The 25,925-nt window shown below is 57.8% G+C and carries 26 protein-coding genes; 22 read left to right on the top strand and 4 right to left on the bottom strand.

The features are described from left to right. The first annotated feature begins 10 nt into the window (after positions 1-10). Complete coding sequence (locus ASD46_RS23215) at positions 11-982, top strand: alpha/beta fold hydrolase (RefSeq protein WP_060642821.1); 972 nt, start codon at positions 11-13, stop codon at positions 980-982. A gap of 71 nt (positions 983-1,053) precedes the next feature. Here the strand turns inward: ASD46_RS23215 and ASD46_RS23220 are convergent, their stop codons facing one another. Then, entirely contained in the window at positions 1,054-2,007 is a 954-nt protein-coding gene (locus ASD46_RS23220) for a LysR family transcriptional regulator (RefSeq protein WP_156390103.1), read from the bottom strand. Positions 2,008-2,054: 47 nt separating this feature from the next. Here ASD46_RS23220 and ASD46_RS23225 point away from each other — a divergent pair, with 47 nt between their 5' ends. Both ASD46_RS23225 and ASD46_RS23230 read left to right on the top strand, forming a co-directional pair. Further along, positions 2,055-2,378, top strand: a complete 324-nt coding sequence (locus ASD46_RS23225; protein WP_013762164.1) for a nuclear transport factor 2 family protein — start codon at positions 2,055-2,057, stop codon at positions 2,376-2,378. Continuing rightward, a complete protein-coding gene (locus tag ASD46_RS23230) occupies positions 2,375-3,154 on the top strand; it encodes an SDR family oxidoreductase (protein ID WP_013762165.1) in 780 nt (259 codons plus the stop codon). Before ASD46_RS23225 ends, ASD46_RS23230 begins: the two co-directional genes overlap by 4 nt. 21 nt (positions 3,155-3,175) lie before the next feature. Here ASD46_RS23230 and ASD46_RS23235 read toward each other — a convergent pair whose 3' ends face one another. Further along, positions 3,176-3,643, bottom strand: a complete 468-nt coding sequence (locus ASD46_RS23235; RefSeq protein ID WP_025595165.1) for a MarR family winged helix-turn-helix transcriptional regulator — start codon at positions 3,641-3,643, stop codon at positions 3,176-3,178. A 144-nt stretch (positions 3,644-3,787) separates the two neighbouring features. Here ASD46_RS23235 and ASD46_RS23240 point away from each other — a divergent pair, with 144 nt between their 5' ends. From ASD46_RS23240 to ASD46_RS23250, 3 genes are all read left to right on the top strand, one after another. Further along, the gene (locus ASD46_RS23240; RefSeq protein WP_013762166.1) at positions 3,788-4,579 is read left to right on the top strand and encodes an alpha/beta fold hydrolase; all 792 of its coding nucleotides are present in this window, start codon (positions 3,788-3,790) and stop codon (positions 4,577-4,579) included. Between the two features lie 187 nt (positions 4,580-4,766). Next, a complete protein-coding gene (locus ASD46_RS23245) occupies positions 4,767-5,747 on the top strand; it encodes an alpha/beta fold hydrolase (protein WP_019566822.1) in 981 nt (326 codons plus the stop codon). Positions 5,748-5,822: 75 nt separating this feature from the next. Then, on the top strand, positions 5,823-6,533 hold the full coding sequence (locus ASD46_RS23250) for a gamma-glutamylcyclotransferase (protein ID WP_025595163.1): 711 nt from the start codon (positions 5,823-5,825) through the stop codon (positions 6,531-6,533). On the opposite strand, the gene ASD46_RS23255 is transcribed toward ASD46_RS23250, so the two are convergent. After that, entirely contained in the window at positions 6,520-7,419 is a 900-nt protein-coding gene (locus ASD46_RS23255; protein WP_003519235.1) for a LysR family transcriptional regulator, read from the bottom strand. The two genes, ASD46_RS23250 and ASD46_RS23255, sit on opposite strands and share 14 nt — an antisense overlap. Before the next feature lie 120 nt (positions 7,420-7,539). On the opposite strand from ASD46_RS23255, the gene ASD46_RS23260 reads away from it, so the two are divergent. The 16 genes from ASD46_RS23260 (at position 7,540) to ASD46_RS23335 (ending at position 25,277) form a co-directional block, all read left to right on the top strand. Further along, complete coding sequence (locus ASD46_RS23260; protein ID WP_060642822.1) at positions 7,540-8,472, top strand: VOC family protein; 933 nt, start codon at positions 7,540-7,542, stop codon at positions 8,470-8,472. A gap of 57 nt (positions 8,473-8,529) precedes the next feature. After that, a complete protein-coding gene (locus ASD46_RS23265; RefSeq protein WP_035200020.1) occupies positions 8,530-9,450 on the top strand; it encodes a LysR family transcriptional regulator in 921 nt (306 codons plus the stop codon). Between the two features lie 720 nt (positions 9,451-10,170). Then, positions 10,171-10,860: a hydrolase gene (locus ASD46_RS23275; protein ID WP_013762171.1), complete on the top strand. Its 690-nt coding sequence runs from the start codon at positions 10,171-10,173 to the stop codon at positions 10,858-10,860. A 61-nt stretch (positions 10,861-10,921) separates the two neighbouring features. Beyond that, positions 10,922-11,209, top strand: a complete 288-nt coding sequence (locus tag ASD46_RS23280) for a XapX domain-containing protein (RefSeq protein ID WP_060642824.1) — start codon at positions 10,922-10,924, stop codon at positions 11,207-11,209. After that, positions 11,209-13,191 (top strand): amidohydrolase, encoded by a 1,983-nt coding sequence (locus ASD46_RS23285; RefSeq protein ID WP_060642825.1) that lies wholly within the window; start codon positions 11,209-11,211, stop codon positions 13,189-13,191. The genes ASD46_RS23280 and ASD46_RS23285 overlap by 1 nt, the downstream gene beginning before the upstream one ends. A 173-nt stretch (positions 13,192-13,364) precedes the next feature. Further along, positions 13,365-13,808 carry a DoxX family protein gene (locus tag ASD46_RS23290; protein ID WP_019566826.1) on the top strand — a complete coding sequence of 148 codons (444 nt, stop codon included), beginning with the start codon at positions 13,365-13,367 and terminating at the stop codon, positions 13,806-13,808. Continuing rightward, positions 13,805-15,403, top strand: coding sequence for an MFS transporter (locus tag ASD46_RS23295; protein WP_060642826.1), 1,599 nt, complete (start codon positions 13,805-13,807; stop codon positions 15,401-15,403). The genes ASD46_RS23290 and ASD46_RS23295 overlap by 4 nt, the downstream gene beginning before the upstream one ends. Positions 15,404-15,952: 549 nt before the next feature. Further along, positions 15,953-16,129: a hypothetical protein gene (locus ASD46_RS27535; protein ID WP_003518350.1), complete on the top strand. Its 177-nt coding sequence runs from the start codon at positions 15,953-15,955 to the stop codon at positions 16,127-16,129. A 216-nt stretch (positions 16,130-16,345) separates the two neighbouring features. After that, a complete protein-coding gene (paoA, locus tag ASD46_RS23300; protein WP_035202503.1) occupies positions 16,346-16,984 on the top strand; it encodes an aldehyde dehydrogenase iron-sulfur subunit PaoA in 639 nt (212 codons plus the stop codon). Further along, positions 16,981-17,931: an FAD binding domain-containing protein gene (locus ASD46_RS23305; protein ID WP_060642827.1), complete on the top strand. Its 951-nt coding sequence runs from the start codon at positions 16,981-16,983 to the stop codon at positions 17,929-17,931. The genes paoA and ASD46_RS23305 overlap by 4 nt, the downstream gene beginning before the upstream one ends. A 5-nt stretch (positions 17,932-17,936) precedes the next feature. After that, entirely contained in the window at positions 17,937-20,135 is a 2,199-nt protein-coding gene (paoC, locus tag ASD46_RS23310; protein WP_060642828.1) for an aldehyde oxidoreductase molybdenum-binding subunit PaoC, read from the top strand. Next, positions 20,125-21,084, top strand: coding sequence for an XdhC family protein (locus ASD46_RS23315; RefSeq protein WP_060642829.1), 960 nt, complete (start codon positions 20,125-20,127; stop codon positions 21,082-21,084). The genes paoC and ASD46_RS23315 overlap by 11 nt, the downstream gene beginning before the upstream one ends. Positions 21,085-21,116: 32 nt before the next feature. Then, positions 21,117-21,722, top strand: coding sequence for an NTP transferase domain-containing protein (locus ASD46_RS23320; protein WP_272434417.1), 606 nt, complete (start codon positions 21,117-21,119; stop codon positions 21,720-21,722). A 139-nt stretch (positions 21,723-21,861) separates the two neighbouring features. Next, positions 21,862-22,167, top strand: a complete 306-nt coding sequence (locus ASD46_RS23325) for a putative quinol monooxygenase (protein ID WP_060642898.1) — start codon at positions 21,862-21,864, stop codon at positions 22,165-22,167. A gap of 299 nt (positions 22,168-22,466) precedes the next feature. Beyond that, on the top strand, positions 22,467-23,453 hold the full coding sequence (locus tag ASD46_RS23330; protein WP_060642830.1) for a GlxA family transcriptional regulator: 987 nt from the start codon (positions 22,467-22,469) through the stop codon (positions 23,451-23,453). Between the two features lie 66 nt (positions 23,454-23,519). Next, a complete protein-coding gene (locus ASD46_RS23335) occupies positions 23,520-25,277 on the top strand; it encodes a putative bifunctional diguanylate cyclase/phosphodiesterase (RefSeq protein WP_236775900.1) in 1,758 nt (585 codons plus the stop codon). Positions 25,278-25,338: 61 nt separating this feature from the next. Here the strand turns inward: ASD46_RS23335 and ASD46_RS23340 are convergent, their stop codons facing one another. Continuing rightward, a complete protein-coding gene (locus ASD46_RS23340) occupies positions 25,339-25,542 on the bottom strand; it encodes a cold-shock protein (RefSeq protein WP_003518333.1) in 204 nt (67 codons plus the stop codon). Positions 25,543-25,925: the final 383 nt, after the last annotated feature.

Consider the following 25,925-nt stretch of genomic DNA (forward strand, 5'->3'; position numbering starts at 1 on the left):
GGAGAGGCCCATGATCAACGAACTTTCACTGTCCCGTCGGCAGGTCCTGTTGGCCGACACCACGGTTTCTCTGGCCTTGGCCATGCCGGCGATGGCTTCCGAAAAGAAAATTTCCCGTAACCCAGAAGGAATTGCATCGATGACCACGAATTTCGTCACCACCAAAGACTGCGTAGAGATCTTCTTCAAGGACTGGGGTCCGAAGGATGCACAGCCGATCGTCTTCCACCATGGCTGGCCGCTGTCGTCAGACGACTGGGATGCCCAGATGCTGTTCTTCCTCAGCAAGGGATATCGTGTTGTGGCCCACGACCGCCGCGGCCATGGACGCTCCAGCCAGGTGAGCAATGGTCACGACATGGATCATTACGCTGCCGATGCCTCCGCCGTCGCCGAATATCTTGACCTGCGCAATGCCGTTCATATCGGTCACTCCACAGGCGGCGGCGAAGTCGCTCGGTACGTCGCACGGCATGGTCAGCCACAGGGACGCGTGGCAAAGGCTATCCTCGTCAGCGCCGTTCCGCCGCTGATGCTGAAAACCGCAGCCAATCCTGATGGCACGCCGATGGAAGTCTTCGATGGGTTCCGTAGCGCCCTGGCAGCCAATCGCGCGCAGTTCTTCCTCGATGTTGCGTCGGGCCCATTTTATGGTTTCAACCGGCCGGATGCGAAAGTTTCGCAGGGTGTGATCGACAATTGGTGGCGCCAGGGGATGATGGGCAGCGCCGTGGCGCACTATGAAGGTATCAAGGCGTTTTCGGAGACAGATCAGACCGAAGACTTGAAGGCGATTACCGTTCCCACGCTGGTGACCCAGGGTGATGACGACCAGGTCGTTCCCTACAAGGCCGCCGTAGAGCTTCAGGCCAAGCTGATCAAGAACAGCACGATGAAGATCTACAAGGGCTTCCCGCACGGGATGCTGACCACGCATGCCGACGTGATCAATCCAGACCTGTTGGCCTTCATCAAGGCTTGATTGTTTCCCTATCCCAAGACGTGTGTGGCGGCTCCCCAAAGGGCCGCCACTACAAATGCGGGGTCAGCGGGTCAGTCAGCCGCTCGTCGCGAAAGCTCGCGGGCCAGATCAAGAAACGCTTTCACTCCAGCCGACAGATTTCGGCGTCCGGGATAATACAGGCAGAGCCCCGGATACGGTGGTGTCCAGTCCTCCAGCACCCGGACAAGGCGCCCCGCTTTGATGTCGGGGAGCACTTCCTCTTCCATGGTATAGCCCAGGCCGGTACCTTCCAGCACCGAAGTCCTCACAAGGCCCGCTTCATCAAGTGTGATCGGGCCTCGCACATCGATTTGCACCGGCTCGTCGTCTTTTTCAAACCGCCATCGAAACAGTGAGCCGTCCGGCAAGCGAACGCGAATGCATCTGTGATTGAGAAGATCCGGAGGAACCACGGGTTTGGGATGTTGCGCGAAATAGTCCGGAGAACCAACAACAGCGTGTCGCTGGGGCCGGCCGAGCGAAACGGCAATCATGTCGCTGGGAACGAGACCTGCCACCCTGACGCCCAGATCAAAACCGTCATTGACGATATCAACCATTTTTCCTTCCGTGACCAGATCAACATTCATCTCGGGATAGCGACGCAGGAACTCAAGCACGAGCGGTGAGATGATGGCGCGTGCTGCAAACGGTGCCGCATTGATGCGTAACGTTCCAGACGGTGTCTCGCGTTGAGAGCGCACCGTTTCCAGAGCGGCATGAAGGTCCTGAAGCGAAGGCGCAACCTGCTGTACAAAGAGCCTGCCGGCATCTGTCAGCGAGACGCTGCGCGTGGTGCGATTGAACAATCGTACGCCGAGCCCCGCCTCAAGCCTGCCGATGGTGTGGCTGAGCGCAGTTGTGGACATACCGAGATCGATAGCCGCTGCGCGAAACGTCCCGCGCCTGGCGATCGCGATGACTGCTTCGAGTTCCCTAAGGTTTAACTGTTCCATTATCCCGATCTGTTCAACATCACGTGCATATTTATCCCACTTATCCATGCAATGGTAGAGCACTAACTTAGGGGCACCTCACAAGGAGAAATAAGATGGATATGCCCCAAGTTGTGAATATGTATTTTGACGCTGACACCCGCAACGATGCCGACGGGCTGTTGCAAACGCTTGATGTCGATGCGGTGGTCGAGGACGAGAATGCCCGCTATCAGGGCACTGCCGCCATCCGTCAATGGTGGGTGGCCGCCAAGAGGTCGGCTCAATACGTTGCCGAACCTGTGGAAACCACGATTGACGGTGACAAGACACTCGTGCGGGCGAGGGTGAGTGGCAAGTTTCCCGGTAGTCCGGTGATGCTAATCCATGCCTTCACGATCAAGGACGACAGGATCGTCAGGCTGGAGATCCGGTCATGATCGACTTTCTCAATCTGAAAGGCAAACGCGCACTCATTACGGCTGGAACCAAGGGTGCTGGCGCTGCGACCGTCAGCCTGTTTCGCGAACTCGGCGCAAAGGTGCTGACGACAGCGCGTGCCCGTCCGGAAAACATGCCGGAAGAATTGTTCGTCGATGCGGACCTGAGCACCGAAGAGGGATGTGAAATCGTCGCAGAGGCCACGCGGCGGCGGCTTGGCGGCGTCGATGTCATCGTCCATATGCTGGGTGGCTCCTCAGCATCGGGGGGCGGCTTTTCTGCCCTGTCGGAGGATGACTGGCACAAGGAAATGTCGCTTAACCTTTATCCGGCTGTCCGACTGGATCGGCAACTGGTCCCGGATATGGTCGCCCGGGGAAGCGGCGTCGTCGTGCATGTGACATCCATCCAGAGAGTCCTGCCACTTCCGGAATCGACAACAGCCTATGCCGCAGCGAAAGCGGCACTTTCGACCTATAGCAAGGCGATGTCGAAAGAAGTGTCGCCCAAAGGTGTGCGCGTGGTTCGGGTTTCGCCGGGCTGGATCGAAACGGAAGCCTCCGTCCACCTTGCAGAGCGCCTGGCGAAGCAGGCCGGAACTGACCTTGAGGGTGGCAAGAAGATCATCATGGATGGACTGGGCGGCATTCCGCTCGGCCGCCCGGCAAAACCGGAAGAGGTCGCAAACCTGATCGCCTTCCTCGCTTCCGACCGCGCGGCTTCGATTACTGGTACCGAATACACAATTGATGGGGGGACGGTGCCGACAGCGTAGGTTCCGAGATGCGCCCGCAGATCAGGCGGGCGCGTCCCACCCGCCGATCTGTGAATAGATCGCGTCGCGGAGATGGCGGACGTCGTGGTTCAGATCGGCCAGCTCCTTTGGAGTTTGCATTGAAGCTGCAAGCAAGGTGTCGCTGAGGCAGCCCGCCTTGTGCTGCAATGCGCGGCCTTCCTCGGTCAACGCGATCACCACCTGCCGCTCATTGCTGAGGTTTCTGGTCCTGCGCAACAAGCCGGCTGTCTCAAGGCGCTTCAAGAGCGGCGTCAGTGTGCTCGATTCCAATGCGAGGGCGTTTGCAATGGCGCCAACGGTTTGCTCATCTCCGCTCCAAAGCACGTTTAGCACGAGATATTGCGGGTACGTCAGCCCCAGCTCATCCAGAAGGGGCTTGTAAGCGCGCTGGATGGCAATGCCGGCAGTATAAATTGCGTAGCACAGTTGGTCGTGCAAGGGCGGTGGATTGTTGTGGCGTATGGTCATTCTAGGCTCCTTCACACATACATATAGTCAATCATACGGCAAAAATAAATATCGCGATAAGAATTATCTTGACGGAAGCATCGGCATCTGTCAGCTTACGTATATCGCGATAACAGTTATCGCAAAACAAAAAAGGAAGAAGCCATGACACGCAAGTCCGCAACCGCCCTTTCTGCAATTGCTGCCGCCGCATTGTCTGCCGCACTGCCGGCAAACGCTGCCGACACCATTTCCCAGAACCAGTCCGTAAAAAACGTCGTGCTCGTCCATGGCGCTTTTGCTGACGGCTCTGGCTGGAAGGGTGTCTACGACAATCTCACAAAGCGTGGTTACCGCGTGACCATCGTCCAGAATCCCCTGACTTCTCTCGCAGACGACGTTGCCGCCACAAAGCGTGCTCTCGAGCGGCAGGATGGTCCGGTCATTCTGGTCGGACATTCCTGGGGCGGCACGGTCATTACAGAAGCGGGCGTTGATGAAAAGGTTGCTGGCCTCGTCTATGTCTCTGCGCTCTCACCAGATGCCGGCGAAACGACAGCCCAGCAATATCAGGGGTTTGCTCCCGCATCGGAATTCGTCATCGAAACCACGAAGGATGGTTTTGGATATGTCAGCCCGGCAAAGTTCAAGGCTGGTTTTGCTCATGACGTTAGCGATGCCGATGTTGCGTTCATGAGGGACGCTCAGGTCCCGATCAACATGTCGGCGTTCGGCACGAAGCTCGAACATGCTGCCTGGCGCACCAAGCCCAGCTGGGCTGTGATCGCTACCGAGGACAAGGCATTCGACCAGGCAATGCTGATCCATATGGCCGAACGCATCAAAGCCAAGATCACCAAGGTCTCAGCAAGCCACGCCCTGTTCATGACGCAGCCGACGGTCGTCGCTGATACCATCGATGCTGCCGCCAAGGCCGTCTCGGCAAAGCAGAAATGATAGATTTCGCGTTATCGGGACAATCCGCACTGTCCCGATAACGACCGGAACGTATTATTTCGGATTTCACAACAAACTATGAATTATTAGTTCAATTGTTGTGCCCGCGACTTGGTAGCAATATCCACGCATCAGACGAGCAACGGCGTCGCCTGAAACACGAAACCATACACTTGCAGGACGTGAAATGACCCAGAACGACTTTTCCATAACGCGCCGTGGCGCACTGCTTTCAGTTGGTGCAGCCGCAGCGGCGATGGCCATTTCACCCGTATTCACCTTCGCAGCAAACGCTGCCCCCACCAACACATCAATCGAAGGAAACAAGACCATGGGTACTATCACCACCAAGGACGGCGTCGAAATATTCTACAAGGATTGGGGCTCCAAGGATGCTCAGCCCATCGTCTTCCATCACGGCTGGCCGTTATCGTCTGACGACTGGGATGCCCAGATGCTGTTCTTCCTTGCGAACGGTTACCGGGTCGTTGCCCATGATCGCCGTGGCCACGGACGCTCTGCCCAGGTTTCCGAAGGGCATGATATGGACCACTATGCCGCCGACGCTTTCGCTGTCGTCGAAGCGCTGGATCTGAAAAATGCCGTGCATATCGGCCATTCCACCGGCGGTGGCGAAGTGGCGCGCTATGTGGCGAAGTTTGGTCAGCCGGCCGGTCGTGTCGCCAAGGCCGTTCTGGTATCGGCAGTCCCGCCGCTGATGCTGAAGACCGCAGCCAATCCCGAAGGCCTGCCGATCGAAGTGTTCGACGGCTTCCGTTCGGCGCTGGCGGCCAATCGGGCGCAATTCTTCCGCGATGTCCCGGCCGGCCCGTTCTACGGTTTTAACCGCGATGGCGCCAAGGTTCAGGAAGGCGTAATCCAGAATTGGTGGCGCCAGGGCATGATGGGCGGTGCAAAGGCGCACTATGATGGCATCAAGGCCTTCTCCGAAACCGACCAGACGGAAGATCTGAAGGCAATCACGGTGCCGACGCTCGTTCTCCACGGCGAAGACGATCAGATCGTTCCAATCGCGGATTCTGCACTGAAGTCCGCCAAGCTGCTGAAGAATGGTTCGCTGAAGACCTATCCCGGCTTCTCGCATGGCATGCTGACCGTGAATGCCGATGTCCTGAACGCCGATCTTCTGGCATTCATTCGATCCTGACGATAAGAGGTGGCCGTGGCGGAACCTGCCACGGCCACTGATGCAATCCTTGCCGCACTACCGATCGAGACGACGATGCAGTTGACGCCCGAGCTTGTAGCCCTGACCATCAGAGACGTCCGTGACGACGGCCCGGAGCCGGGCTGGACGCCGTTATCTGAAACAGAACTTGACGCTCTGGTTGCCGCTATCGAGCGTGAAGCCGATAGCGATCCGATCTGGGTGTTTGCATACGGTTCCCTAATCTGGAATCCTGAGTTCAAGCCAGCCGGCAGGCGACGCGCCACCGCCCATGGCTGGCATCGTTCGTTTTCCCTGAAAATCGAGCGCTGGCGGGCAACGAGCGCGCAGCCAGGTCTGATGATGGCACTTGAGCGTGGTGGACAGTGCGACGGCGTCATCCTGCAACTCTCGTCCGAGCGGCGGCGTGACGACCTTCGAGCTCTCGTCGCCCGCGAAATCAGGTATCGGGAAGTCATCGACATGGTGCGCTGGGTAAAGGTCAAAACGCCTGACGGCATCCAGAAGGCTCTGACATTCTGGGCGAGCACAAAGCGCGCGGGTCTGACGGCGCCGCTACCGGTGGAAACGACGGCAAAACTGATCGCCAGCGCCTGCGGAGAGGGCGGTTCCTGCGCCCAGTATCTGCACAACACGATCGTCGATCTTCAGGCAGAGGGCATTCGCGATCGAAACCTCTGGCAGTTACAGGCGCGGGTCGCGGCCGAGATCTCCGCACAGCAAGGACGCTGTGGCGGGACAGTCCGGGATATCAATCAAGCATGACCATCTGCGCCGCAACCTGCTCCTCGAAGAATTTGGAGAAGGATGCAATGCGGGGAGGCAGAGCCTGATAGGGCGGGTAGTAGAGGGTCAACCACAGATCGGGTGGGGCCCAGCCCTTGAAGACGTGCACGAGGCGCCCACTCTTGAGGTGTTCCGAGACATGAAAGTTCGGCAGCATGGCAACGCCTGCTCCATCTGCGGCCATGTCGGCCAGAACCTCACCATTATTGGCGCTGAAGGCGCGCCCTGCCGATATCGTCATGCTCGAGCCGCCGTCCGAGAGCACCCAGTTCTCTCGCCGGCTTTCGCCGCTATAGGCGAGGCAATCGTCTGGCGTCAGCTCGTTCGGATGCTGCATCTCGACAAACCGGCTTCCCGGTGCCGCAACCAGAATGCGCGGCACGACGCGGATTTTCCTCCATATCGTGAACTTGTCCGATGGCTGAGACGAGATGCGGATCGCCAGATCGTAGTCATCATCAACGATATTCACCAGTCCGTCGGACAGTGATATCTCGAAGCCCATCTTCGGGTACCGCTCTTTGAAGCCGGAGAGGATCGGTGGGAGCACCGCCTTGCCAAACCACGTTGGCGCACTGATCCTGAGACGCCCTTCGTCGGCTTTGTGAGCGTTCATCACGTCGCGGCGCGCTTCTTCAAGCGTCTTCACCGCCGGCTGAATCTGGGCGGCGAAGATCGCACCGTCTGTTGTCAGCGACACTTGCCGGGTCGTACGGACAAACAGCTGAACGCCGAGTTCGGCTTCAAGTGCCGCAATAGCCCTTGTGACTGCAGCCGGCGTCATGTCGAGTTCGCGGGCAACCTGGGCGAAATTTCGCTTTTCGGCCGCAAGGAGGAAGGTTCGCAGAGCTTTGTAATCGTTCATTGGGATTGTTTCAAAAAGAGCAACGCACTCGAAATGAATATTGCAATTCTCTGGCGTGATCAATCGGCCTAGATATTCGTCAACAGCCAAACACTAACGGCGACATTGAAAGGCAAGGACATGATCAAGGATATCAAGGGACTGCATCACGTAACCTCAATGGCTTCGGATGCGCGTCAGAACAATCGCTTCTTCACCGACACACTGGGCCTGCGTCGCGTCAAGCAGACCGTTAACTTCGACGACCCGAACGTCTACCACCTTTATTATGGTGACGAGAACGGCTCCGCAGGCACCGTCATGACCTACTTCCCGTTCCCGAACATGATGCTGGGTCGTCCCGGTGTTGGTGAGGTCGGGGAAACCCAGTTCTCTGTGCCAAAGGGCGCATTGAAATTCTGGCAGGATCGGTTTACCGCGCACGGTGTCGATGGCTTGAAAACTGACACCGTCTTTGGCGCCAACAGACTTCAATTCATGGGTCCGGACGGTGACAGTCTGGCGCTGATTGAATCTGCCGATGACAACCGCGCTCCGTGGCTGGCGGACGGCATTCCGGGCGATGCAGCTATCCGCGGTTTTGCCGGCGCCCGGTTCAGCCTGCACGATACTGCCGCGACAGAAGAGCTTCTGGGTTTCATGGGGTATCAACGCGCCGAGAAGGAAGGTGACGTGACCCGCTTTATCATTCCCAATGGAAACGGCGCCGATACGATTGATGTCGCAGCACTGCCGAAAACGTGGTTTGCCCGTCAGGGCGCCGGTTCGGTTCACCATATCGCCTTTGCCGTCGAAAACCGCGAAAAGCAACTCGAAGTTCGCAAGGCACTGATGGACACGGGTTATCAGGTTACGCCCGTCATTGACCGCGATTATTTCTGGGCAATCTACTTCCGCACACCAGGCGGCGTGTTGTTCGAGATTGCCACGAACGAGCCGGGGTTTGACCGGGACGAGGACACGGCACATCTGGGCGAGGCGCTTAAGTTGCCGAGCCGGTATGAAGCGTTCCGTGACCAGATCCAGGCAAATCTCGAGCCGCTGACTGCCTAACAACCCCCGCTCACTGGTGTCTGTGGCAACTGATCGGGCTTCTATGGAGAAATGCCAATGGATCAATTGGGAGCAATCAGAGCCTTTGTTCGCGTCGTCGAGGCCGGATCCTTTGCAAAGGCTGCCAGCACGATGGGTGCGCCACGGTCCACCGTGAGCAAGCTTGTTCAGGATCTTGAGGCCAGCTTGAGCCTCAAATTGCTGGAACGAACGACACGTTCACTCACGGTGACACCCGAGGGCGTTGCTTATTACGAGCGCGCCCTCCGGCTGATCGCCGATTTCGATGAAATGAACAACGAGGCGACCCGCGGGCGCCTTGCCACCAGGGGAAAACTTCGTGTTGACGTAGGAGGGACCTTCGCCAATACGATTCTGATCCCTCGGTTGCCAGAGTTTTACGCGCTCTATCCAGAGATCGAGTTGCACCTTGGTGTGACAGAACGTCAGGCCGACATCGTTGAAGAGGGAATAGATTGCGTCATTCGTGCCGGAGATCTGCCCAGCGCATCTCTTGTTGCGAAGAAACTATGCAGCGTCGAGATAGTAACCTGCGCCACCCCGGCGTACCTCGAAAAATACGGCGTGCCAGCTTCGCCATCGGATCTGCGGCGTGATCATGTTTTCGTTCAGTACTTTTTCGCGCGCAGCCTGAAGGCCGCACCAGTGCGATTGATGAATGGTGACGAGAAAATAGAAATCTATAGCCCGATCAAGCTCTCCACCAGTGATGCGACTGCGCATTTGCATGGAATATTGGCGGGGCTGGGTATTGGACAGACATTTGAATTCTTGGCACGCGCCCATATCGCTCGCGGCGCACTGGTCCCCATCCTGCAAGATTGGGCGCCACCACGTTATCCTGTTCACATAGTTAGGCCAGCGGGCCGGTTTCCGAGCGTGAAGTATCGGGTATTTGCAGACTGGGTTGCGGGCGTGTTTTCTGCCTACGACGAGGGTACCGCCACGTCCGGATAGCTTTATCCATATCCATGGATAGTTACTCCACAACGGCGGGCTTCTCCACGTTCTCCTTTGACGATATCCCACGGCTGATGTGAGCCCGTGGCTCTATCCCGAATGGGAGTATGCTGTGACAGGCTTGGCTCCTTGGTCGCACGAACCCACCTGCAATTTGGAATAACGGTTGTTCAGATCAAGTATAAGGCGACGTGATCGCGATATGGGGCGTCAATGCCAACGGTGACCCGTCATCTTGTCGTGTCAATACCCAACGGCAGACTGCCAAGCATTACGCGGCTCACACACCGCGCAACCGTTGTTCACTGGCAGTGCCGCGCAGGGCAAATTCAGCCAAATCGCTTCCCACCGAACAGCGAAATCAAGGACGCTGCAGAGGTCTTCAAGGCCTACTCTGCGCATCAAATTTCCTTCAGAAGTTTTCGGAACGCGTGGCCGCGTATCGCAGCCCCGTGCGAAGTCCGCAGCTCAGCCGGATCGCGAGATTATTATTGCGATAAAAGCAATTCATTCGCAATTAATATTGCAATTCTACGGGGTCGCAAGTCGCGCTACCTTTTCTTTCAGCAGCCGAGGCAGCAAGCGAAAGAAAGCATCGGTTTCAACCTCCCGACGGTCTTGGAAGCTGTGTCCCTGGGCACGGCATCCGACCGAAAGGTCCTGCTCATTTCATAACCGGCCGCATTCGCGGTCCAAAACAACCGAAGAGGAATTGACATGTCCAAGCTTGAAGTTCTTACCCCCGCCAACAGCCAGCTCATTTTCATCGATCAGCAGCCGCAGATGGCATTCGGCGTTCAGTCTATCGACCGCCAGACCCTGAAGAACAACGTTGTTGGCTTGGCCAAGGCTGCCAAGATTTTCAACGTGCCAACCACGATTACCACGGTTGAGACCGAGAGCTTCTCCGGCAACACCTTCCCCGAACTTTTGGCGGTCTATCCGCAGAATGACATCCTTGAACGCACCTCGATGAACTCCTGGGATGATCAGAACGTACGCGATGCGCTGGCAAAGAATGCTGCAAACGGCCGCAAGAAGATTGTCGTCTCCGGTCTGTGGACCGAAGTCTGCAACACGACCTTTGCACTCTCTGCTTTGCATGACGTTCCGGAGTACGAAATCTACATGGTCGCCGACGCTTCCGGCGGCACCTCTTCCGATGCGCACAAATATGCAATGGACCGCATGGTGCAGGCTGGCGTCATACCCGTCACCTGGCAGCAGGTCTTGCTCGAATGGCAGCGCGACTGGGCTCGCAAGGAAACCTACGATGCGGTCACCACACTGGTGAAGGAGCATTCCGGCGCTTACGGCATGGGCATCGATTACGCGGTCACTCACGTCCACGGCGGTGCCGAACGCGTCAGCCATGGCAAGCGCATCGGGCCGAACCCCGCGAAGTAAGCCAATCAACCGCTCCGGTGACGCATCGGAGCGGTTGTCCGTTTTAACGAGGATGACTCTCATGAAAATCTATCTTCTGTCTCTTGGCGCGGGTTTGCTGGTCGGCATCGTCTACAGCCTGCTCAACGTGCGTTCGCCTGCTCCGCCGGTTATCGCGCTTGTCGGCCTGCTCGGCATTCTCGTCGGTGAGCAGATCATCCCGCTCGCCAAATCGCTCTGGAGCAAGGAGCCGGCAGCGGTTTCCTGGCTCCAGCAGGTGAAGCCGCACATGTTCGGTCACATGCCGGAGGGCGGAAATTCTCCGGAGATTGCCCATCGTTCGCAAACCAATTTGGAGGAGCGGAGCTGATGACGACGCGCCGAACCTTCCTTGGAGCGGCCTCGAGCCTGGCGTTTTCGAACCTCTTCTCAAAGGCCAATGCCGCCGATCCCAACCAGACCGGAATAGATACCATGCACCCAGACCTGATCCTCCATAACGGTCGTTTCACGACCCTTGACCGCACCAATCCAAACGCGACCGCGGTCGCCATCAAGGATGGACTGTTTCTTGAAGTCGGTTCGGACAGCGAGGTCATGTCCCTTGCTGGTTCCAACACCAAGATCGTCGATCTCAAGGGCAAGCGCGTCCTGCCCGGCCTCATCGATAACCATACCCACGTTGTGCGTGGCGGGCTAAACTACAATATGGAATTGCGCTGGGACGGCGTGCGCTCGCTGGCAGATGCAATGGACATGCTCAAGCGCCAGGTGGCGATAACGCCAGCCCCGCAATGGGTGCGTGTTGTCGGCGGGTTCACCGAACACCAGTTTGCGGAGAAGCGTCTGCCGACGATCGAGGAGATCAACGCGGTCGCGCCAGATACCCCAGTATTTCTGCTGCACCTTTATGACCGCGCGCTCTTGAACGGCGCTGCACTGCGCGCCGTCGGTTACACCCGCGATACGCCCAATCCACCCGGTGGCGAAATCACCCGTGATGCCAACGGCAATCCGACTGGCCTGTTGCTGGCCAAGCCTAATGCCGGCATTCTCTACTCCACCCTTGCCAAGGGCCCCAAACTGCCTCTCGACTATCAGGTCAACTCCACCCGCCATTTCATGCGTGAGCTCAATCGTCTTGGCGTAACGGGTGTGATTGATGCAGGCGGTGGCTTCCAGAACTACCCTGATGACTACGAGGTCATTCAAAAACTCTCTGACGAGAACCAGATGACGGTGCGTCTGGCCTACAATCTCTTCACCCAGAAGCCCAAGGAAGAAAAGCAAGACTTTCTCAACTGGACGTCTTCGGTCAAATACAAGCAGGGCAACGACTATTTCCGTCACAACGGTGCCGGAGAAATGCTGGTCTTCTCCGCGGCGGACTTCGAGGACTTTCGCCAGCCACGTCCGGAAATGGCGCCGGAAATGGAAGGCGAACTCGAAGAAGTGGTGCGCGTTCTGGCCGAGAACCGTTGGCCATGGCGCATGCACGCCACGTATGACGAGACAATCTCCCGTTCGCTTGATGTCTTCGAGAAGGTCAACAAGGACATTCCGCTTGAAGGTCTGAACTGGTTCTTCGACCATGCCGAAACCATCTCGGACCGGTCCATCGACCGCATTGCGGCCCTTGGTGGCGGCATCGCAACCCAGCATCGCATGGCCTATCAGGGCGAATATTTTGTCGAGCGATATGGCCAAGGCGTTGCCGAAGCGACCCCACCGATCCGAAAGATGCTCGACAAGGGCGTCAACGTTTCCGCCGGCACGGATGCGACCCGCGTCGCCTCCTACAACCCCTGGGTCTCGTTGTCCTGGATGGTGACCGGCAAGACGGTTGGTGGCATGCAACTCTATCCGCGTGCCAACTGCCTTGATCGCGAGACGGCTCTGCGGATGTGGACTGAAAAAGTCACCTGGTTTTCGAATGAAGAAGGCAAGAAAGGCCGTATCGAGAAAGGCCAGTTCGCCGACCTTGTCGTTCCCGACAAGGACTTCTTCTCCTGCGCCGAAGACGAGATCTCGTTCCTGGTATCGGAGCTGACCATGGTTGGCGGCAAAATCGTCTATGGAGCAGGTGACTTCAAAACGCTCGACGAGAATGACGTGCCACCTGCAATGCCCGACTGGTCTCCAGTCCGCAAGTTCGGCGGATATGCTGCATGGGGTGAGCCGGAAGGAGCTGGCGCGCGGTCTCTAAGGCGCACGGCTATCTCGACCTGTGGCTGCGCCAGCGATTGCGGCGTGCATGGTCACGACCATGCAGGAGCCTGGACCTCGAAACTGCCGATCGCCGACCTCAAGGGTTTCTTCGGCGCTCTTGGCTGCTCTTGCTGGGCAGTCTGATCGTGTCCTCGCTTGGGCGACTTTTGTTCGCCCAAGCGATCCGACCCCATAATTGCAATATTGGCAATTAAATCGAAACTATTGCTGCAATTGTTGGCAGTGCGATCACCGGCCAATATCGCTCCATCAAACGCGGCCGCTCGATCCCGTCAGCGACCAAAAAGGAGCAGGATATGACCTACCAATCCCCTATATCGAATTCGGCCTTGAGCGGACTTGCACGCGTCGTCGGCTCTCCCATTACGAGAACTGTATCGCTGCTTGCTCTCTGCGCTGCCTACATCCAGGGTCCACTCACCAAGATTTTCGATTTCAATGGCGCGCTTGCTGAGATGAATCATTTCGGTCTGCACCCTGCCGCTCTCTTTGCCGTCGTCGTCATCGTGTTCGAGCTTACGGCCTCCGCGATGGTGGTCTCGGGCTTCCTGCGCTGGGCAGGCGCACTCGCACTTGCAGGCTTTACGCTTCTCGCAACGTTCATTGCTCTTCGCTTCTGGGAAATGGCGCCCGGCATGGACCGCATGATGGCAACGAACGCCTTCTTCGAACACATCGGTCTGGCCGGTGCATTCATCTTCGTTGCAGCGGCCGACCTTGCAAAGGGAGCGGGTAAATGAGCGCCGCGAAAACATCCGGGGGCACTTTTGCTCCTCTCGCACAGCCCGTATTCGCGGTCCTGTGGATTGCAACGGTTCTCGGCAATACCGGAAGCTTCATGCGCGACGTCGCAAGCTCATGGCTGATGACGGACCTCTCGGCAACGCCTGCTGCAGTCGCCATGGTTCAGGCGGCCGGAACATTGCCGATCTTCCTGCTTGCCATTCCGGCAGGCGTTCTCACCGACATTCTGGATCGCCGCAAGTTCCTGATTGCGGTCCAGCTCCTGCTGGCCTTCGTAAGTATCTCGCTGATGGTCCTCTCGCAGACAGGCATGCTTTCCGTGAGCGCACTGATCGGCCTGACCTTCCTCGGCGGCATTGGTGCCGCATTGATGGGCCCGACCTGGCAGGCGATTGTTCCTGAACTGGTGAAACGCGAGGAAGTGAAGAGCGCTGTCGCTCTCAACTCCCTCGGCATCAATATCGCTCGTTCCATCGGCCCAGCTGCTGGCGGTTTGCTTCTGGCAGCGTTCGGGGCGGGGATCACCTATGGCGCAGACGTTGCAAGCTACATCTTCGTTATCGCGGCTCTGGTGTGGTGGCCACGTGCCAAAAACGCCAACGACGCTCTACAAGAGAACTTCTTCGGCGCGTTCAGGGCTGGCCTACGTTACACTCGCTCAAGCCGCCCCCTGCATGTCGTCCTTCTTCGTGCTGCCATCTTCTTCGCATTCGCCAGTGCCGTCTGGGCACTTCTTCCGCTGGTTGCCCGTCAACTGCTGGGTGGTGATGCCAGCTTCTACGGTATTCTGCTTGGTGCGGTCGGCGCCGGTGCGATCGGTGGAGCATTGGTCATGCCGAGGCTACGCGAACGCCTGAGCTCGGATGGTCTGCTTCTTGGCGCAGCGGTGATCACCGCAGTTGTCATGGGTGTCCTTTCGCTCGCCCCGCCGAAGCTCGTCGCCATTATCGCTCTTCTGTTCCTCGGTGGTGCTTGGATCACCGCCCTTACGACCCTGAACGGCGCAGCCCAGGCTGTTCTGCCCAACTGGGTGCGTGGGCGTGGCCTTGCTGTCTATCTGACCGTATTCAACGGAGCCATGACGGCGGGCAGCCTCGGCTGGGGTGCTGTGGGCGAAGCCGTTGGAATTCAGACCACATTGCTTATCGGTGCAGCTGGCTTGCTCGTTGCGGGGTTCATCATGCACCGCGTAAAGCTCCCGGCTGGTGACGCCGACATGGTGCCGTCCAACCACTGGCCGGAACCGCTGGTCGCCGAGCCTGTTGCTCATGACCGTGGTCCTGTCCTGATCCTCATCGAGTACAAGGTCGAGAAACAGCATCGTTCAGCCTTCCTGCGTGCTCTCGACCACCTGTCTCAAGAACGCCGCCGCGATGGTGCCTATGGGTGGGGTGTGACGGAAGACTCCGCCGATCCGGAAAAGATCGTCGAGTGGTTCATGGTGGAATCCTGGGCTGAGCACCTCCGCCAGCACAAGCGGGTTTCCAACGCCGATGCAGACGTGCAGGGAAAGGTTCTGACCTACCATGTTGGTCCGGACAAACCCGTCGTTCGTCACTTCCTGACGATCAATCGGCCAGGGGCGGCGTAAACATTCCATAAAAAGGGCGGCTCTGGCCGCCCTTTTTATGCCATTTGACGCAGGAAACTTGGAGCCGACTAAACTTTTCTCATTCATCCGTTGTCGTGAGAAGGTACCAGATGGATGTCGGCCATCCTCCCCGCCAGAAAGGCGCGACCAAACGGCGCATATACGGATCGATTAACCGGCTGTTGCTGCATTCGAAGCGAAAAAGCCGCAATCCAGCTTTACAACTGTCTGAAAGACGTGGAGGAGCGTGGTACCGTGAAACATCCTATCCCAGCGCTGTTTGTATGTATGGCGTCGCTCGTCGCCTCAACCGCCCCCGTTTTCGCAAATTGCTTTTCTCTGGTTGGGCGGCCTGAATGGCCGCTCATTGCAGGGGCAGTTTCCTCAGCACAGGTTTGTGAGCAGCTCCCAGCCGGACCCAACCAAACTCGCAGTTTCCGCGTGCAATCCGCAGAACTTTGCCGTGGCGTGGATCAAAACTCCACTCTCAGAGCTACGGCCATAGTTACTTGCGGAAGCCCTCCCGACGCGCTTTTCGAGATGCCACCGATGCAGTCGGAGATTGCGGTGATCGTTTCAGTCAACGAAAGAGCATGCAAAATCACCGATGCTCAAATTCAGATCGGCGGTGAGCTGGGAAGCCTCCTGCCCGGCACGGTGGATGCCAGCGAACTCGCGAGGCGCTGGACGGGGTCGCAATTGTCGCAACTCTGCCAGATGCGTTAGTTTTATGATCGCGTGGTCTACTCTCTCTCGAAAGAGAGCCTGGGTGACAGTGGGCGGCTTACTGTGGCTGCCCCATGGATCGCTTATGCCGATTTATGAGCCTCGCTAATAAGTGTTAGCGAAAAGGCGCATCTAATCATCTTCTTTTGCTTCCCTATGTTGAGATATGGCGTTTCTCCGAATGCGCCAGGCCATCAACAACGAATGGAGCTGGAGATGAGAGATCACTCACATTTGGAACTTTCGCGGCGGGACTTACTTGTTTCCTCGGCGGCGGCAATTGCTGTCACGGGAGTTGCGGCAAAAGGAGCCGCAGCAAAGTCCTCGGGGGAAGAAATGAATTTCAAGACGAGTGTTTCCTTCAAAGTGAACGGCGAGATGCATGATCTCGAACTCGACAATCGCACGAGCTTGCTCGACGCCTTGCGCGAGCACCTTCATCTAACCGGCACAAAGAAAGGCTGCGATCACGGACAGTGCGGCGCTTGTACCGTGATGGTGGATGGACGCCGGATCAATTCGTGCCTGACGTTGGCTGTGATGCACGACGGTGACGAGGTCACCACCATCGAGGGCCTCGGGCAACCTGGAAACCTGCATCCCATGCAAGCCGCATTCATCAAACACGACGGTTTTCAGTGTGGTTACTGTACTCCCGGACAAATCTGTTCCTCCGTGGCGGTCTTGGAGGAAATCAAGTCGAATATCCCAAGCCACGCCACTGCAGACATTTCCGCAAAGGTGGAAGTCACCGCGGCAGAAGTTCGGGAACGAATGAGCGGAAACATCTGTCGATGCGGCGCCTACTCGAACATTCTCGATGCAATTGCCGAAGTCGGGGGGATCGAAGCATGAGAGCCTTCACATACGAGCGAGCCACAACGGCTCAGGCGGCAGCGAAAGCGGCAGCAGCCAATCCGGAAGCCAAATTCATCGCCGGCGGGACAAATATCCTGGACTTGATGAAGCTGGAGATCGAGCACCCGGCGCATCTCATCGACATCAACGGAGTTGGTCTCGACAAGATCGAAACCACCTCTGATGGCGGTCTGCGCATAGGGGCTCTGGTCCGCAATACCGATCTGGCAAGCGACGAGACTGTCCGTCGCGACTATGGTTTGCTTACCCGCGCCCTGGTCGCCGGGGCGTCTGGTCAACTGCGAAACAAGGCCACCACCGCGGGCAATCTCCTCCAGCGCACGCGCTGTCCGTATTTCTATGACACCAACCAACCGTGCAACAAGCGGCAGCCGGGAAGCGGATGTTCGGCTATTGGCGGTTTTTCGCGACAGCATGCAGTCGTCGGAAGCAGCGAATCCTGTATCGCCACTCATCCCAGCGACATGGCTGTTGCGATGAGGGCGCTCGACGCAACCGTCGAAACGATCAATGGCGACGGCCGTAGCCGCCCAATCCCGATCGCAGACTTTCACAGGCTTCCCGGCGATACTCCACACATCGAGACGGCCCTGGAGCCGGGCGAGTTCATAACTGCGGTCACGCTGCCGAAGCCAATTGGGGGCAAGCATATCTATCGCAAGGTGCGCGATCGGGCCTCCTACGCGTTTGCGCTCGTATCCGTCGCTGCGGTGATCCAGCCGGATGGCACCGGCCGCGTGGCTGTCGGTGGCGTAGCTCACAAACCCTGGCGAACAGGCTCAGGTGACCGGGAGCTGAAGAGCGGTGCAAAAGCCGCAAGCGCGGCACTTCTCGGCGACGCTCGCCCGACGGAGCAAAATCGCTTCAAGATAACCCTCGTGGAACGAACGATCGGTGCGGTGATCGCAGAGGCAAGGGGATAACGACCATGAAATTCGACACACCTGCAATCAACAATCCCATCGACCGGATGAAAGTCGTCGGTCAGCCTATCCCCCGCATTGACGGCCAAGAGAAAACGACGGGCCGAGCAATGTATGCCTACGAATGGCATGATCCGAATATTCCTTACGCCTACGGGTATCCGGTCGGTGCCGCGATTGCGAAGGGCCGTATCCGGTCGATATCGACCGACGCCGCAAAGCGGTCCCCCGGCGTTTTGACGGTTGTCACCACCTTGGACGTGGGCAAGCGCGAGAAGGGTAAATTCAACACAGCCAATCTTTTTGGTGGCGATGAAGTCCAGCACTATCACCAGGCGGTGGCAGTAGTCGTCGCAGAAACCTTCGAGCAGGCGCGCGCCGCAGCTTCGCTTGTGACAGTAGAATATGAAACCGCGCTCGGGAGCTTCGATCTCAAGAAGGCCAAGGACAGTGCGGTCAAGCCCGACGAGAAGCAGCAGCCCGACACGGCAGTCGGTGACTTCGAGGGAGCCTTCAAGAGCGCACCGGTCACTCTCGACGAAAGTTATACCACTCCAGATCAGTCACATTCCATGATGGAGCCCCATGCGTCCATCGCTGCGTGGCATGGCGATAAACTGACCGTTTGGACGTCCAGCCAGATGATTGATTGGTGGCGATCCGATCTGGCGACTACACTTGGTATCGACAAGGACAATATCCATTTGATGTCGCCATTCATAGGTGGGGGTTTCGGGGGTAAGCTTTTCTTGCGGGCCGACGCGGTGCTCGCTGCCTTTGCAGCAAAGGCTACTGGACGTCCGGTCAAGGTCGCGCTTCCCCGTCCGTTCATAGCCAACAACACGACGCATCGGCCGGCGACGATCCAGCGTATTCGCATTGGAGCGACACAGGACGGCAAAATCACCGCGATTGCTCACGAAAGCTGGTCGGGTGACCAGCCTGGGGGCCAGCTGGAAACGGCTGTCAATCAGACACGACTGCTCTACGCGGGTGAGAACCGGATGACTGCCATGAGACTGGCCACGCTTCACTTGCCAGAAGGCAATGCGATGCGGGCGCCCGGCGAAGCGCCGGGGTTGATGGCCCTCGAGATCGCCATAGACGAGATAGCCGAAAAGGTGGGCGTCGATCCGGTCGAGTTTCGGATACTCAACGACACTCAGGTCGACCCTGAGAAGCCCGAGCGCGCTTTTACCCAAAGGAACCTGGTCGGCTGTCTCAAACTCGGCGCGGAACGGTTTGGCTGGAACCAGCGCGGCAAGCCGGGTTCCCGACGAGAAGGAAACTGGCTGATCGGATCTGGTGTCGCAGCCGCTTTGCGAAACAATCTTCTCCTCCCATCCGCAGCAAGGGTTCGGCTCGGCGTGGACGGCATTGCAACGGTTGAAACAGATATGACCGATATCGGGACCGGCAGCTATACCATCATCGCACAAACAGCAGCTGAGATGCTGGGCTTGCCGGTCGATCGAGTAGCCGTCCAGCTGGGCGATTCCCGCTTTCCGGTTTCGGCGGGGTCGGGCGGGCAGTTCGGCGCGAACTGTTCTACCTCCGGCGTCTACGCAGCCTGCGTGAAGCTTCGTGAGGCGGTGGCGCAGAAACTCGGCTTTAACACTGATGACGTCGTGTTCGAAAACGGACAGGTTCGATCAGGAAACCGTTCGGTAGCGCTTACGGAGGCAGCTGCGCCAAACGGCCTTGTTGGCGAGGATGGAATGGAATGGGGCGATCTTTCCGAAGCCCATCAACAGTCAACGTTCGGTGCCCACTTCGTGGAAGTCGGTGTTGACGTGGCCACGGGTGAAACGCGCATTCGACGCATGCTGGCCGTCTGCGCGGCCGGACGGATCCTGAACCCGATAACAGCGCGCAGCCAGGTGATTGGTGCCATGACAATGGGTGTGGGTGGAGCGCTGTCAGAGGAGTTGGCGGTCGATACGAAGCAAGGCTTCTTCGTCAACCACGATCTGGCTGGCTACGAAGTCCCGGTGCATGCCGACATTCCTCATCAGGAAGTGATTTTCATGGACGAAGCAGACCCCATGTCGTCGCCGATGAAGGCCAAGGGCGTTGGCGAGCTTGGTCTCTGCGGGGTTTCTGCAGCTGTCGCCAACGCAATCTACAATGCCACCGGGGTGAGGGTGCGTCACTATCCTGTGACGCTCGACAAGATCATAGGCGGGCTGCCGGATGTTGCATGACGACATCGCCGCCCTTACGGATATATGTCCTCAGGAGGATATCCAAGCTGAGACAAAGCCGACGCCGGTCAGGTCGTTGCTCACCGATGATACGGAAGAAATATTTGGCTTTGCGATAAGGGAGCTTGCAAAGGGCAGGGTGGCACTTGCCACCCTCGTCGAAATTCGCGGGGGAGCGGCGCGCGCGCTTGGCTCCCATGTCGCCATTGCGGCCGATGGTCGTTTTTGTGGCTATATGTCGGGGGGCTGCATCGAGGCAGCGGTCGCTTCCGAGGCGCTCGACGCAATAGGCGAAAACAGAGATAGGGAAGTGAAGTTCGGATCAGGCTCCCCCTTTTTCGACATTGCCCTGCCGTGCGGCGGTGGGATTACCGTGTCGATCCACGTGCTGCAAAATACCGAGATGTTGAGCGGCGTTCTTGAACAGCTTTATCAGCGCCGGACCACGGGCCTGTGCTACACGAGGCAGACCCAACAGCTCGAGATCGTCGAGCCGCAATCGCGGGCCGGTTACGCCGACGACCGCTTTTTCACGGTCTATCGGCCGCGCACGCGTGTCGTGATTTCCGGTCAAAGTATAGAGGCCGAGAGGGCCGCTGATATAGCCCAATCCTCCGGCTTCGAGGTGGTGGCCTGCACAGCGAACGAAAAAGTTGTGCCCGATATCGATCAGTACACCGCTGTTGTTCTTCTCCATCACGACCTTGATGCGGAGCAGGCCGTTCTGCAAGCCGCGTTACGGTCACCCGCATTCTACATCGGCGCCTTGGGGAGCACCCGTACACACCGTAGACGGGTCGATTTTCTTGTCAGCTCCGGTTTCTCCCGGGCAGATACTGATCGGATAAGGGCACCGATCGGGCTTTTCGGGCCAACCCGCGATGCGAACTCTCTTGCCCTGTCCATCCTTGCCGACATCGCGGCGAGCCGCTTGTCCCTCTATGCGTGAGGTTCGGTGTGGAAGCGGCAGGAGATAGACGAGTGTCAGTTGACGTGGTTGTCCTGGCCGCTGGACGATCGAGCAGGATGGCGGGTGCCGGGCACAAGCTTCTCGCGCGTTTTCGGGAAACCAGCCTCGTTCGTCGGGCCGCATTGGCAGCGCTTGGGGCCGGCAGTCGTTCTGTGGTTGTTGTGACCGGATACCGAAGCTCGGACGTCGAGGCCGAAATTGCAGGGCTCGACCTGATCATCGCGAGAAACTCCAACTTCAGTGACGGAATGGCAAGCTCGATCGTGCTCGGCGTCCAGCGCGCCGCGTTGCAAGCTCCCGACGGGATTATGATCATGCTTGCGGATATGCCGTTGCTTGAACCTGCGGATATTGACGCACTCATCGACGCTTTTGCGGAGAGAAACGGAAAGGCGATTATTCGCGCGGTGTGCGATGGAGATCCGGGAAACCCGGTTGTCTTTCCTCGCGCCGCATTCCCGCAGCTCATGGAGCTTATAGGCGACAGCGGCGCGCGCAAGATAATCACCCAATCTGGTCTCGACGTCATCGACATAGAGATCGGCGAAAGCGCCAAGGTGGACATAGACAACACAGAGCAGCTCGTTGCTTTAGGTGGCCATCCAGAAATCGACTGATCATCGAAACCTCATGTGTGCAGAGGCGTGGATCGCTTTTTTTACATCGACACCCCTTTTTATTGTCCATAACCGAACATTTGTCGTGCTTAACGCGTTCCTTCAGTTGCGGCACAATGATGTGCCCATGGAGGTGGTCATGACCAAATTCGCGCTTTACGTTCCGCTCGAGGCAATGCCCGGCAAGGAACAGGAGGTCGCCGAGTTTCTGCGATCAGCCATACCGCTGGTCAATGCAGAGCCCGGCACGATTTCCTGGTATGCGATACAGGGAGGCCCAAGTTCGTTTGCAATCTTCGATACGTTCGACGATGAGGACGGTAGGGATGCGCACTTAAATGGCCAAGTCGCTGCAGCCTTGATGGCGAAGGCAGAGGCAGGGGACCTGTTCGCCAAGCCGCCGCAGATACACATGCTGTCTATCCTCGCCGAAAAGCGTTCATAGCCCAGACTATTCGGTCCTCACAATGTCGAACAGATGGGCTCAGATCGGCAACAAAATGAGATAATATCTCGTTCACCAATGGCGGGCGGCTGGGGTTGCGGTAGCAATCATAAAAACATCCGTTAGTGGTCGGCAGTTCGAACAAAGTCAGCGCGTGCAGAGTTCTTCCGCCGCTTCGACCTAATACCTTTGACTTTGACGGACCTTCAGCATTGTGCAACCGTCGCCACATAGACCGGCGTCGGCGCTTAGATCCTCGTCGAGAGCTTTGAGTCCTTTGTGCAGGGAAAGATACTCTCATGCGGATCGTGATCTTCGTTCCAAAGGACGTGCATTCTCTGGAGCTTGCAGGGCTAATGGACGTGTTTGCCGAAGCAAATGCCCGTGTTGAAAAGTTATTCTACGAAGTTGCTGTCTTGGCAGGGCACGAGGGCACGATCCGCTGTGCATCGGGGCTAAAAATCCTGACCGACTGCGCTTTCGATGCGTACCTTGGTAGCCCCGATACATTGCTTGTAGCCGGGAGCGTCGGAGTTCCGCAAAGTCCGGGCGGGCGTGTTGTCGACTGGATTGTTAAAATTGCGGCTCAGGCGCGGCGCTATGGCTCCGTCTGCACAGGGGCATTCGTGCTTGGCGAGGCAGGTCTACTAAAAGACCGTCGTGTTACGACGCACTGGCAGTTCGCGTCACTGTTGGCCGAGCGCTTCCCCGAGACGCGGGTGGAAAGCGACCGGGTTTTTGTCCGTGATGGCGCGATGATCACGTCGGCCGGTTCCAGCGCGGCTATAGATCTCGGCCTTTCCCTCGTCGAGGAGGACTTGGGCCGGGAGATTGCGCTCTACGTTGCTCGCCGCCTCGTCGTGTTTCTGAAGCGACCAGGCGATCAGTCACAGTTCAGCGTGCATCTGGCGGCACAGGCTATCGACCGCAGCCGTCTACACAACGTCCAGCAATATGTTCTGAACCATCCGGCGGCGGACCTCTCTGTCAGCGCCTTGGCGAAGATCGCGGCCATGAGTGTGCGGAACTTTACGCGTGTTTTTTCGCAGGAGGTCGGTATATCGCCATCAGACTATGTCGACAGGACCCGTATCGACGTTGCGCGCTTCCTTTTGGAAGGGAGCCGCCTGCCAATCGCATTGGTGGCAGCGAGAAGTGGTTTTGGATCGACACGCGCGATGCGCCGTGCCTTTGTTTCGCACGTTGGAGTGACGCCGTCCGACTACCGTGATCGCTTTCGGACGTCTGGCGATGGCGCGAGAATCAGTTTGTCCGAAAACGGCTGACGCTTGTCCTGGAACCGCCTCTGCTGCGGGTTGCCCCGTCCGTGTTCGCCGTCCATGGTTCCTGTCATGGAAGAATTCGAAAAACGCATGCAGTCGCACCTCATGCAGCCCGCGCCGGTCATGTCGGACAATGCGCTTCTCAGCTCCGACGCTATCAGGCCAATTCTTGCGACGCTGGTCGAAGAACTAACCGATGGGATCGCGATCGCACAGCGTTTGGGCGCCAATTCGCCTTTGCTCTATGTCAATAAGGCCTTCGAGCATCTGACTGGCTACCCTCGGAACGAGGTCGTCGGGAAAGATTGCCGCTATTTGCAGGGCAACGAGCGCGACCAACAAGAGGTCGTCCACATTCGCGCTGCGATCGAGGCGGCGGAGCCTCTGGACTCAACGCTGCGAAACTATCGAAAGGACGGGTCGGCGTTCTGGAACAGTCTCAGTCTCCGGCCTGCCTGGGTGGGCGAAGAACTATTCTACGTCGGCATACTGCGCGACGTCTCGGCGATTCGCCAGGCGCACACCGCGCTGGATCGTGTCGCGAACCTCGACGCGACCACGGGTTGCCTGAACCGTCAAGCATTTATCCTGGCTACCGAGGAGCGTTTCGCAACCAATGCCAAAGCGACGCCCTTGGTCGTGAAGCTGGATGTGATCGGTTTTCACGATTTCAACACGGGATACGGTTTCGAAGTCGGGGATGCCCTGCTTTATGAAACCGGGCGGCGGCTGCGGGACGTGGGCGCTGCCCAAGTGGGACGCATGGGCGCCAATGAGTTCGCTTTGGCTTTTGAGCTCACGGATGGATCAAGTGCGGATACTATCGTGGCAGCGGTATCCGCTTCGCTTGCCGCTGACTTCGTCGTGCCAGGTGCAAGTGTCTCACTGCGTTTCGCCATCGGCTATGCGGTGGGGCAGCCTCGGGCGAGACCCATTTCGCTGATCCGCAATGCCGGCATCGCCCTGTGGGCCGCCAAGTCCGCCCCTCTGGGTGGTCCGCGACGGTTTCGAGACTCGGATCACGAACAGGCAAGCCGACGCGTGCGAATGACTCGCGAATTGAAGGTCGCGGTCGCGAATGACGAATTTGTGTATCACTTCCAACCCCAGGTAGACCTTCCAACCGGCGAGTGGGTGGGTGCGGAAGCTCTGATACGCTGGAATCATCCTCTGTTTGGCAGCCAGCTCCCCGGAAGTTTCGTTGAGACTGCCGAGCGATCAGGTCTGCTGCTTGATCTGACCGAACGAAGTCTGACGACCGTCGCGGCTTATGCACGGCGCATTAACGCGCATCGCGACAAGGCTTTGCGCTTTGCGGTGAATGTATCCGCCGGGGAGTTCCTGCAGCATGACATGGCCGAAATGCTGGATCGGGTCCTGTGCCTGACCAAGGCCGACCCGGCATGGTTGACGCTTGAGATCACCGAAAGCATGTTCCTCAGCGATACACCCGGCGTGATGGACGCATTTCAGCGGCTGCGACAGAGCGGCGTCGGCCTTTCCGTCGATGACTTCGGCACAGGCTATTCGAACCTGCGCTCGCTCGAAACCTTTCCGGTTACCGAGATCAAGATAGACCGCACCTTTATCAGCGAACTCGCAACGAGGCCGTCCAGAAGGGTGATCGTCCAGGCCGTTATCGATCTTGGACGCGCCCTTGGGTTAACTGTGGTTGCAGAAGGCGTGGAGACCGAGGCCCAGCGCAAAATGCTTCGCGAAATGGGCTGTCCGGTCGGCCAAGGCTACCTTTTCGGCCGTCCCATCGACGCCGAAGTTTTTGCAGCCAGCTTGGCACGGATTGAGAGCGACGGGGTGGAAACAGCCTAAGGTCAGCGGGAGTAAGGACCGATTTGGCCCCGCGAGTAATCGCGGAGCCAAGAGACGCTGATCAGATGAGGCTGACGTTCTCGGCCTTGGACTTTCCAGTCTTGCGGTCCTGTCCCACATCGTAGCTGACCTTCTGGCCATCCTGAAGAGAACCACCAAACCCTACGGCGGAGATGTGGACGAAGACGTCCGGGCCGCCGTTGTCCGGTGTGATGAAGCCGAAGCCCTTGTCCTGTGCGAAAAATTTGACGGTACCTGTTGCCATGTTATCCTCGTTAATTGAATACGACGCGGTAATACTATTGTTCGATGGCGGTGGCCACAAGGCTTTATGGCCTTCTCGAGCCAAGTCGCCGTGGATGAGTGCTTTTCAAAAACGCCTGTTTTGCGGTCTCAGTCACGATCAGCACGCGATCTGTTGAATTTCAGCACGAATTAATTCGTATTTCCATTCTGCTCCCGCGCACAAAAATCGAAGCAACGAGTTGCTTATGAACAAATTTGTCGCGTTGAGCGGGCCTGATCTTGATCGGCAAAGCAGCGCAGTTTGAAGGCGTAGAGAGTTGCGGCCGCCGAGATCGCTTGCTCTATGTGCATACAGCGTCTCTATAGCGGTCAAAATGCTTAAAGTTTAGTCATTTCCAGGGT

Source organism: Rhizobium sp. Root491, from assembly GCF_001427205.1.
Lineage (GTDB): Bacteria > Pseudomonadota > Alphaproteobacteria > Rhizobiales > Rhizobiaceae > Agrobacterium > Agrobacterium tumefaciens.

Coding starts and splice junctions, on each gene's coding strand:
- ASD46_RS23215 (WP_060642821.1), top strand. CDS start 11: ATGATCAACGAACTTTCACTGTCCCGTCGGCAGGTCCTGTTGGCCGAC.
- ASD46_RS23220 (WP_156390103.1), bottom strand. CDS start 2,007: ATGGATAAGTGGGATAAATATGCACGTGATGTTGAACAGATCGGGATA.
- ASD46_RS23225 (WP_013762164.1), top strand. CDS start 2,055: ATGGATATGCCCCAAGTTGTGAATATGTATTTTGACGCTGACACCCGC.
- ASD46_RS23230 (WP_013762165.1), top strand. CDS start 2,375: ATGATCGACTTTCTCAATCTGAAAGGCAAACGCGCACTCATTACGGCT.
- ASD46_RS23235 (WP_025595165.1), bottom strand. CDS start 3,643: ATGACCATACGCCACAACAATCCACCGCCCTTGCACGACCAACTGTGC.
- ASD46_RS23240 (WP_013762166.1), top strand. CDS start 3,788: ATGACACGCAAGTCCGCAACCGCCCTTTCTGCAATTGCTGCCGCCGCA.
- ASD46_RS23245 (WP_019566822.1), top strand. CDS start 4,767: ATGACCCAGAACGACTTTTCCATAACGCGCCGTGGCGCACTGCTTTCA.
- ASD46_RS23250 (WP_025595163.1), top strand. CDS start 5,823: ATGCAGTTGACGCCCGAGCTTGTAGCCCTGACCATCAGAGACGTCCGT.
- ASD46_RS23255 (WP_003519235.1), bottom strand. CDS start 7,419: ATGAACGATTACAAAGCTCTGCGAACCTTCCTCCTTGCGGCCGAAAAG.
- ASD46_RS23260 (WP_060642822.1), top strand. CDS start 7,540: ATGATCAAGGATATCAAGGGACTGCATCACGTAACCTCAATGGCTTCG.
- ASD46_RS23265 (WP_035200020.1), top strand. CDS start 8,530: ATGGATCAATTGGGAGCAATCAGAGCCTTTGTTCGCGTCGTCGAGGCC.
- ASD46_RS23275 (WP_013762171.1), top strand. CDS start 10,171: ATGTCCAAGCTTGAAGTTCTTACCCCCGCCAACAGCCAGCTCATTTTC.
- ASD46_RS23280 (WP_060642824.1), top strand. CDS start 10,922: ATGAAAATCTATCTTCTGTCTCTTGGCGCGGGTTTGCTGGTCGGCATC.
- ASD46_RS23285 (WP_060642825.1), top strand. CDS start 11,209: ATGACGACGCGCCGAACCTTCCTTGGAGCGGCCTCGAGCCTGGCGTTT.
- ASD46_RS23290 (WP_019566826.1), top strand. CDS start 13,365: ATGACCTACCAATCCCCTATATCGAATTCGGCCTTGAGCGGACTTGCA.
- ASD46_RS23295 (WP_060642826.1), top strand. CDS start 13,805: ATGAGCGCCGCGAAAACATCCGGGGGCACTTTTGCTCCTCTCGCACAG.
- ASD46_RS27535 (WP_003518350.1), top strand. CDS start 15,953: ATGCAGTCGGAGATTGCGGTGATCGTTTCAGTCAACGAAAGAGCATGC.
- paoA (WP_035202503.1), top strand. CDS start 16,346: ATGAGAGATCACTCACATTTGGAACTTTCGCGGCGGGACTTACTTGTT.
- ASD46_RS23305 (WP_060642827.1), top strand. CDS start 16,981: ATGAGAGCCTTCACATACGAGCGAGCCACAACGGCTCAGGCGGCAGCG.
- paoC (WP_060642828.1), top strand. CDS start 17,937: ATGAAATTCGACACACCTGCAATCAACAATCCCATCGACCGGATGAAA.
- ASD46_RS23315 (WP_060642829.1), top strand. CDS start 20,125: ATGTTGCATGACGACATCGCCGCCCTTACGGATATATGTCCTCAGGAG.
- ASD46_RS23325 (WP_060642898.1), top strand. CDS start 21,862: ATGACCAAATTCGCGCTTTACGTTCCGCTCGAGGCAATGCCCGGCAAG.
- ASD46_RS23330 (WP_060642830.1), top strand. CDS start 22,467: ATGCGGATCGTGATCTTCGTTCCAAAGGACGTGCATTCTCTGGAGCTT.
- ASD46_RS23335 (WP_236775900.1), top strand. CDS start 23,520: ATGGAAGAATTCGAAAAACGCATGCAGTCGCACCTCATGCAGCCCGCG.
- ASD46_RS23340 (WP_003518333.1), bottom strand. CDS start 25,542: ATGGCAACAGGTACCGTCAAATTTTTCGCACAGGACAAGGGCTTCGGC.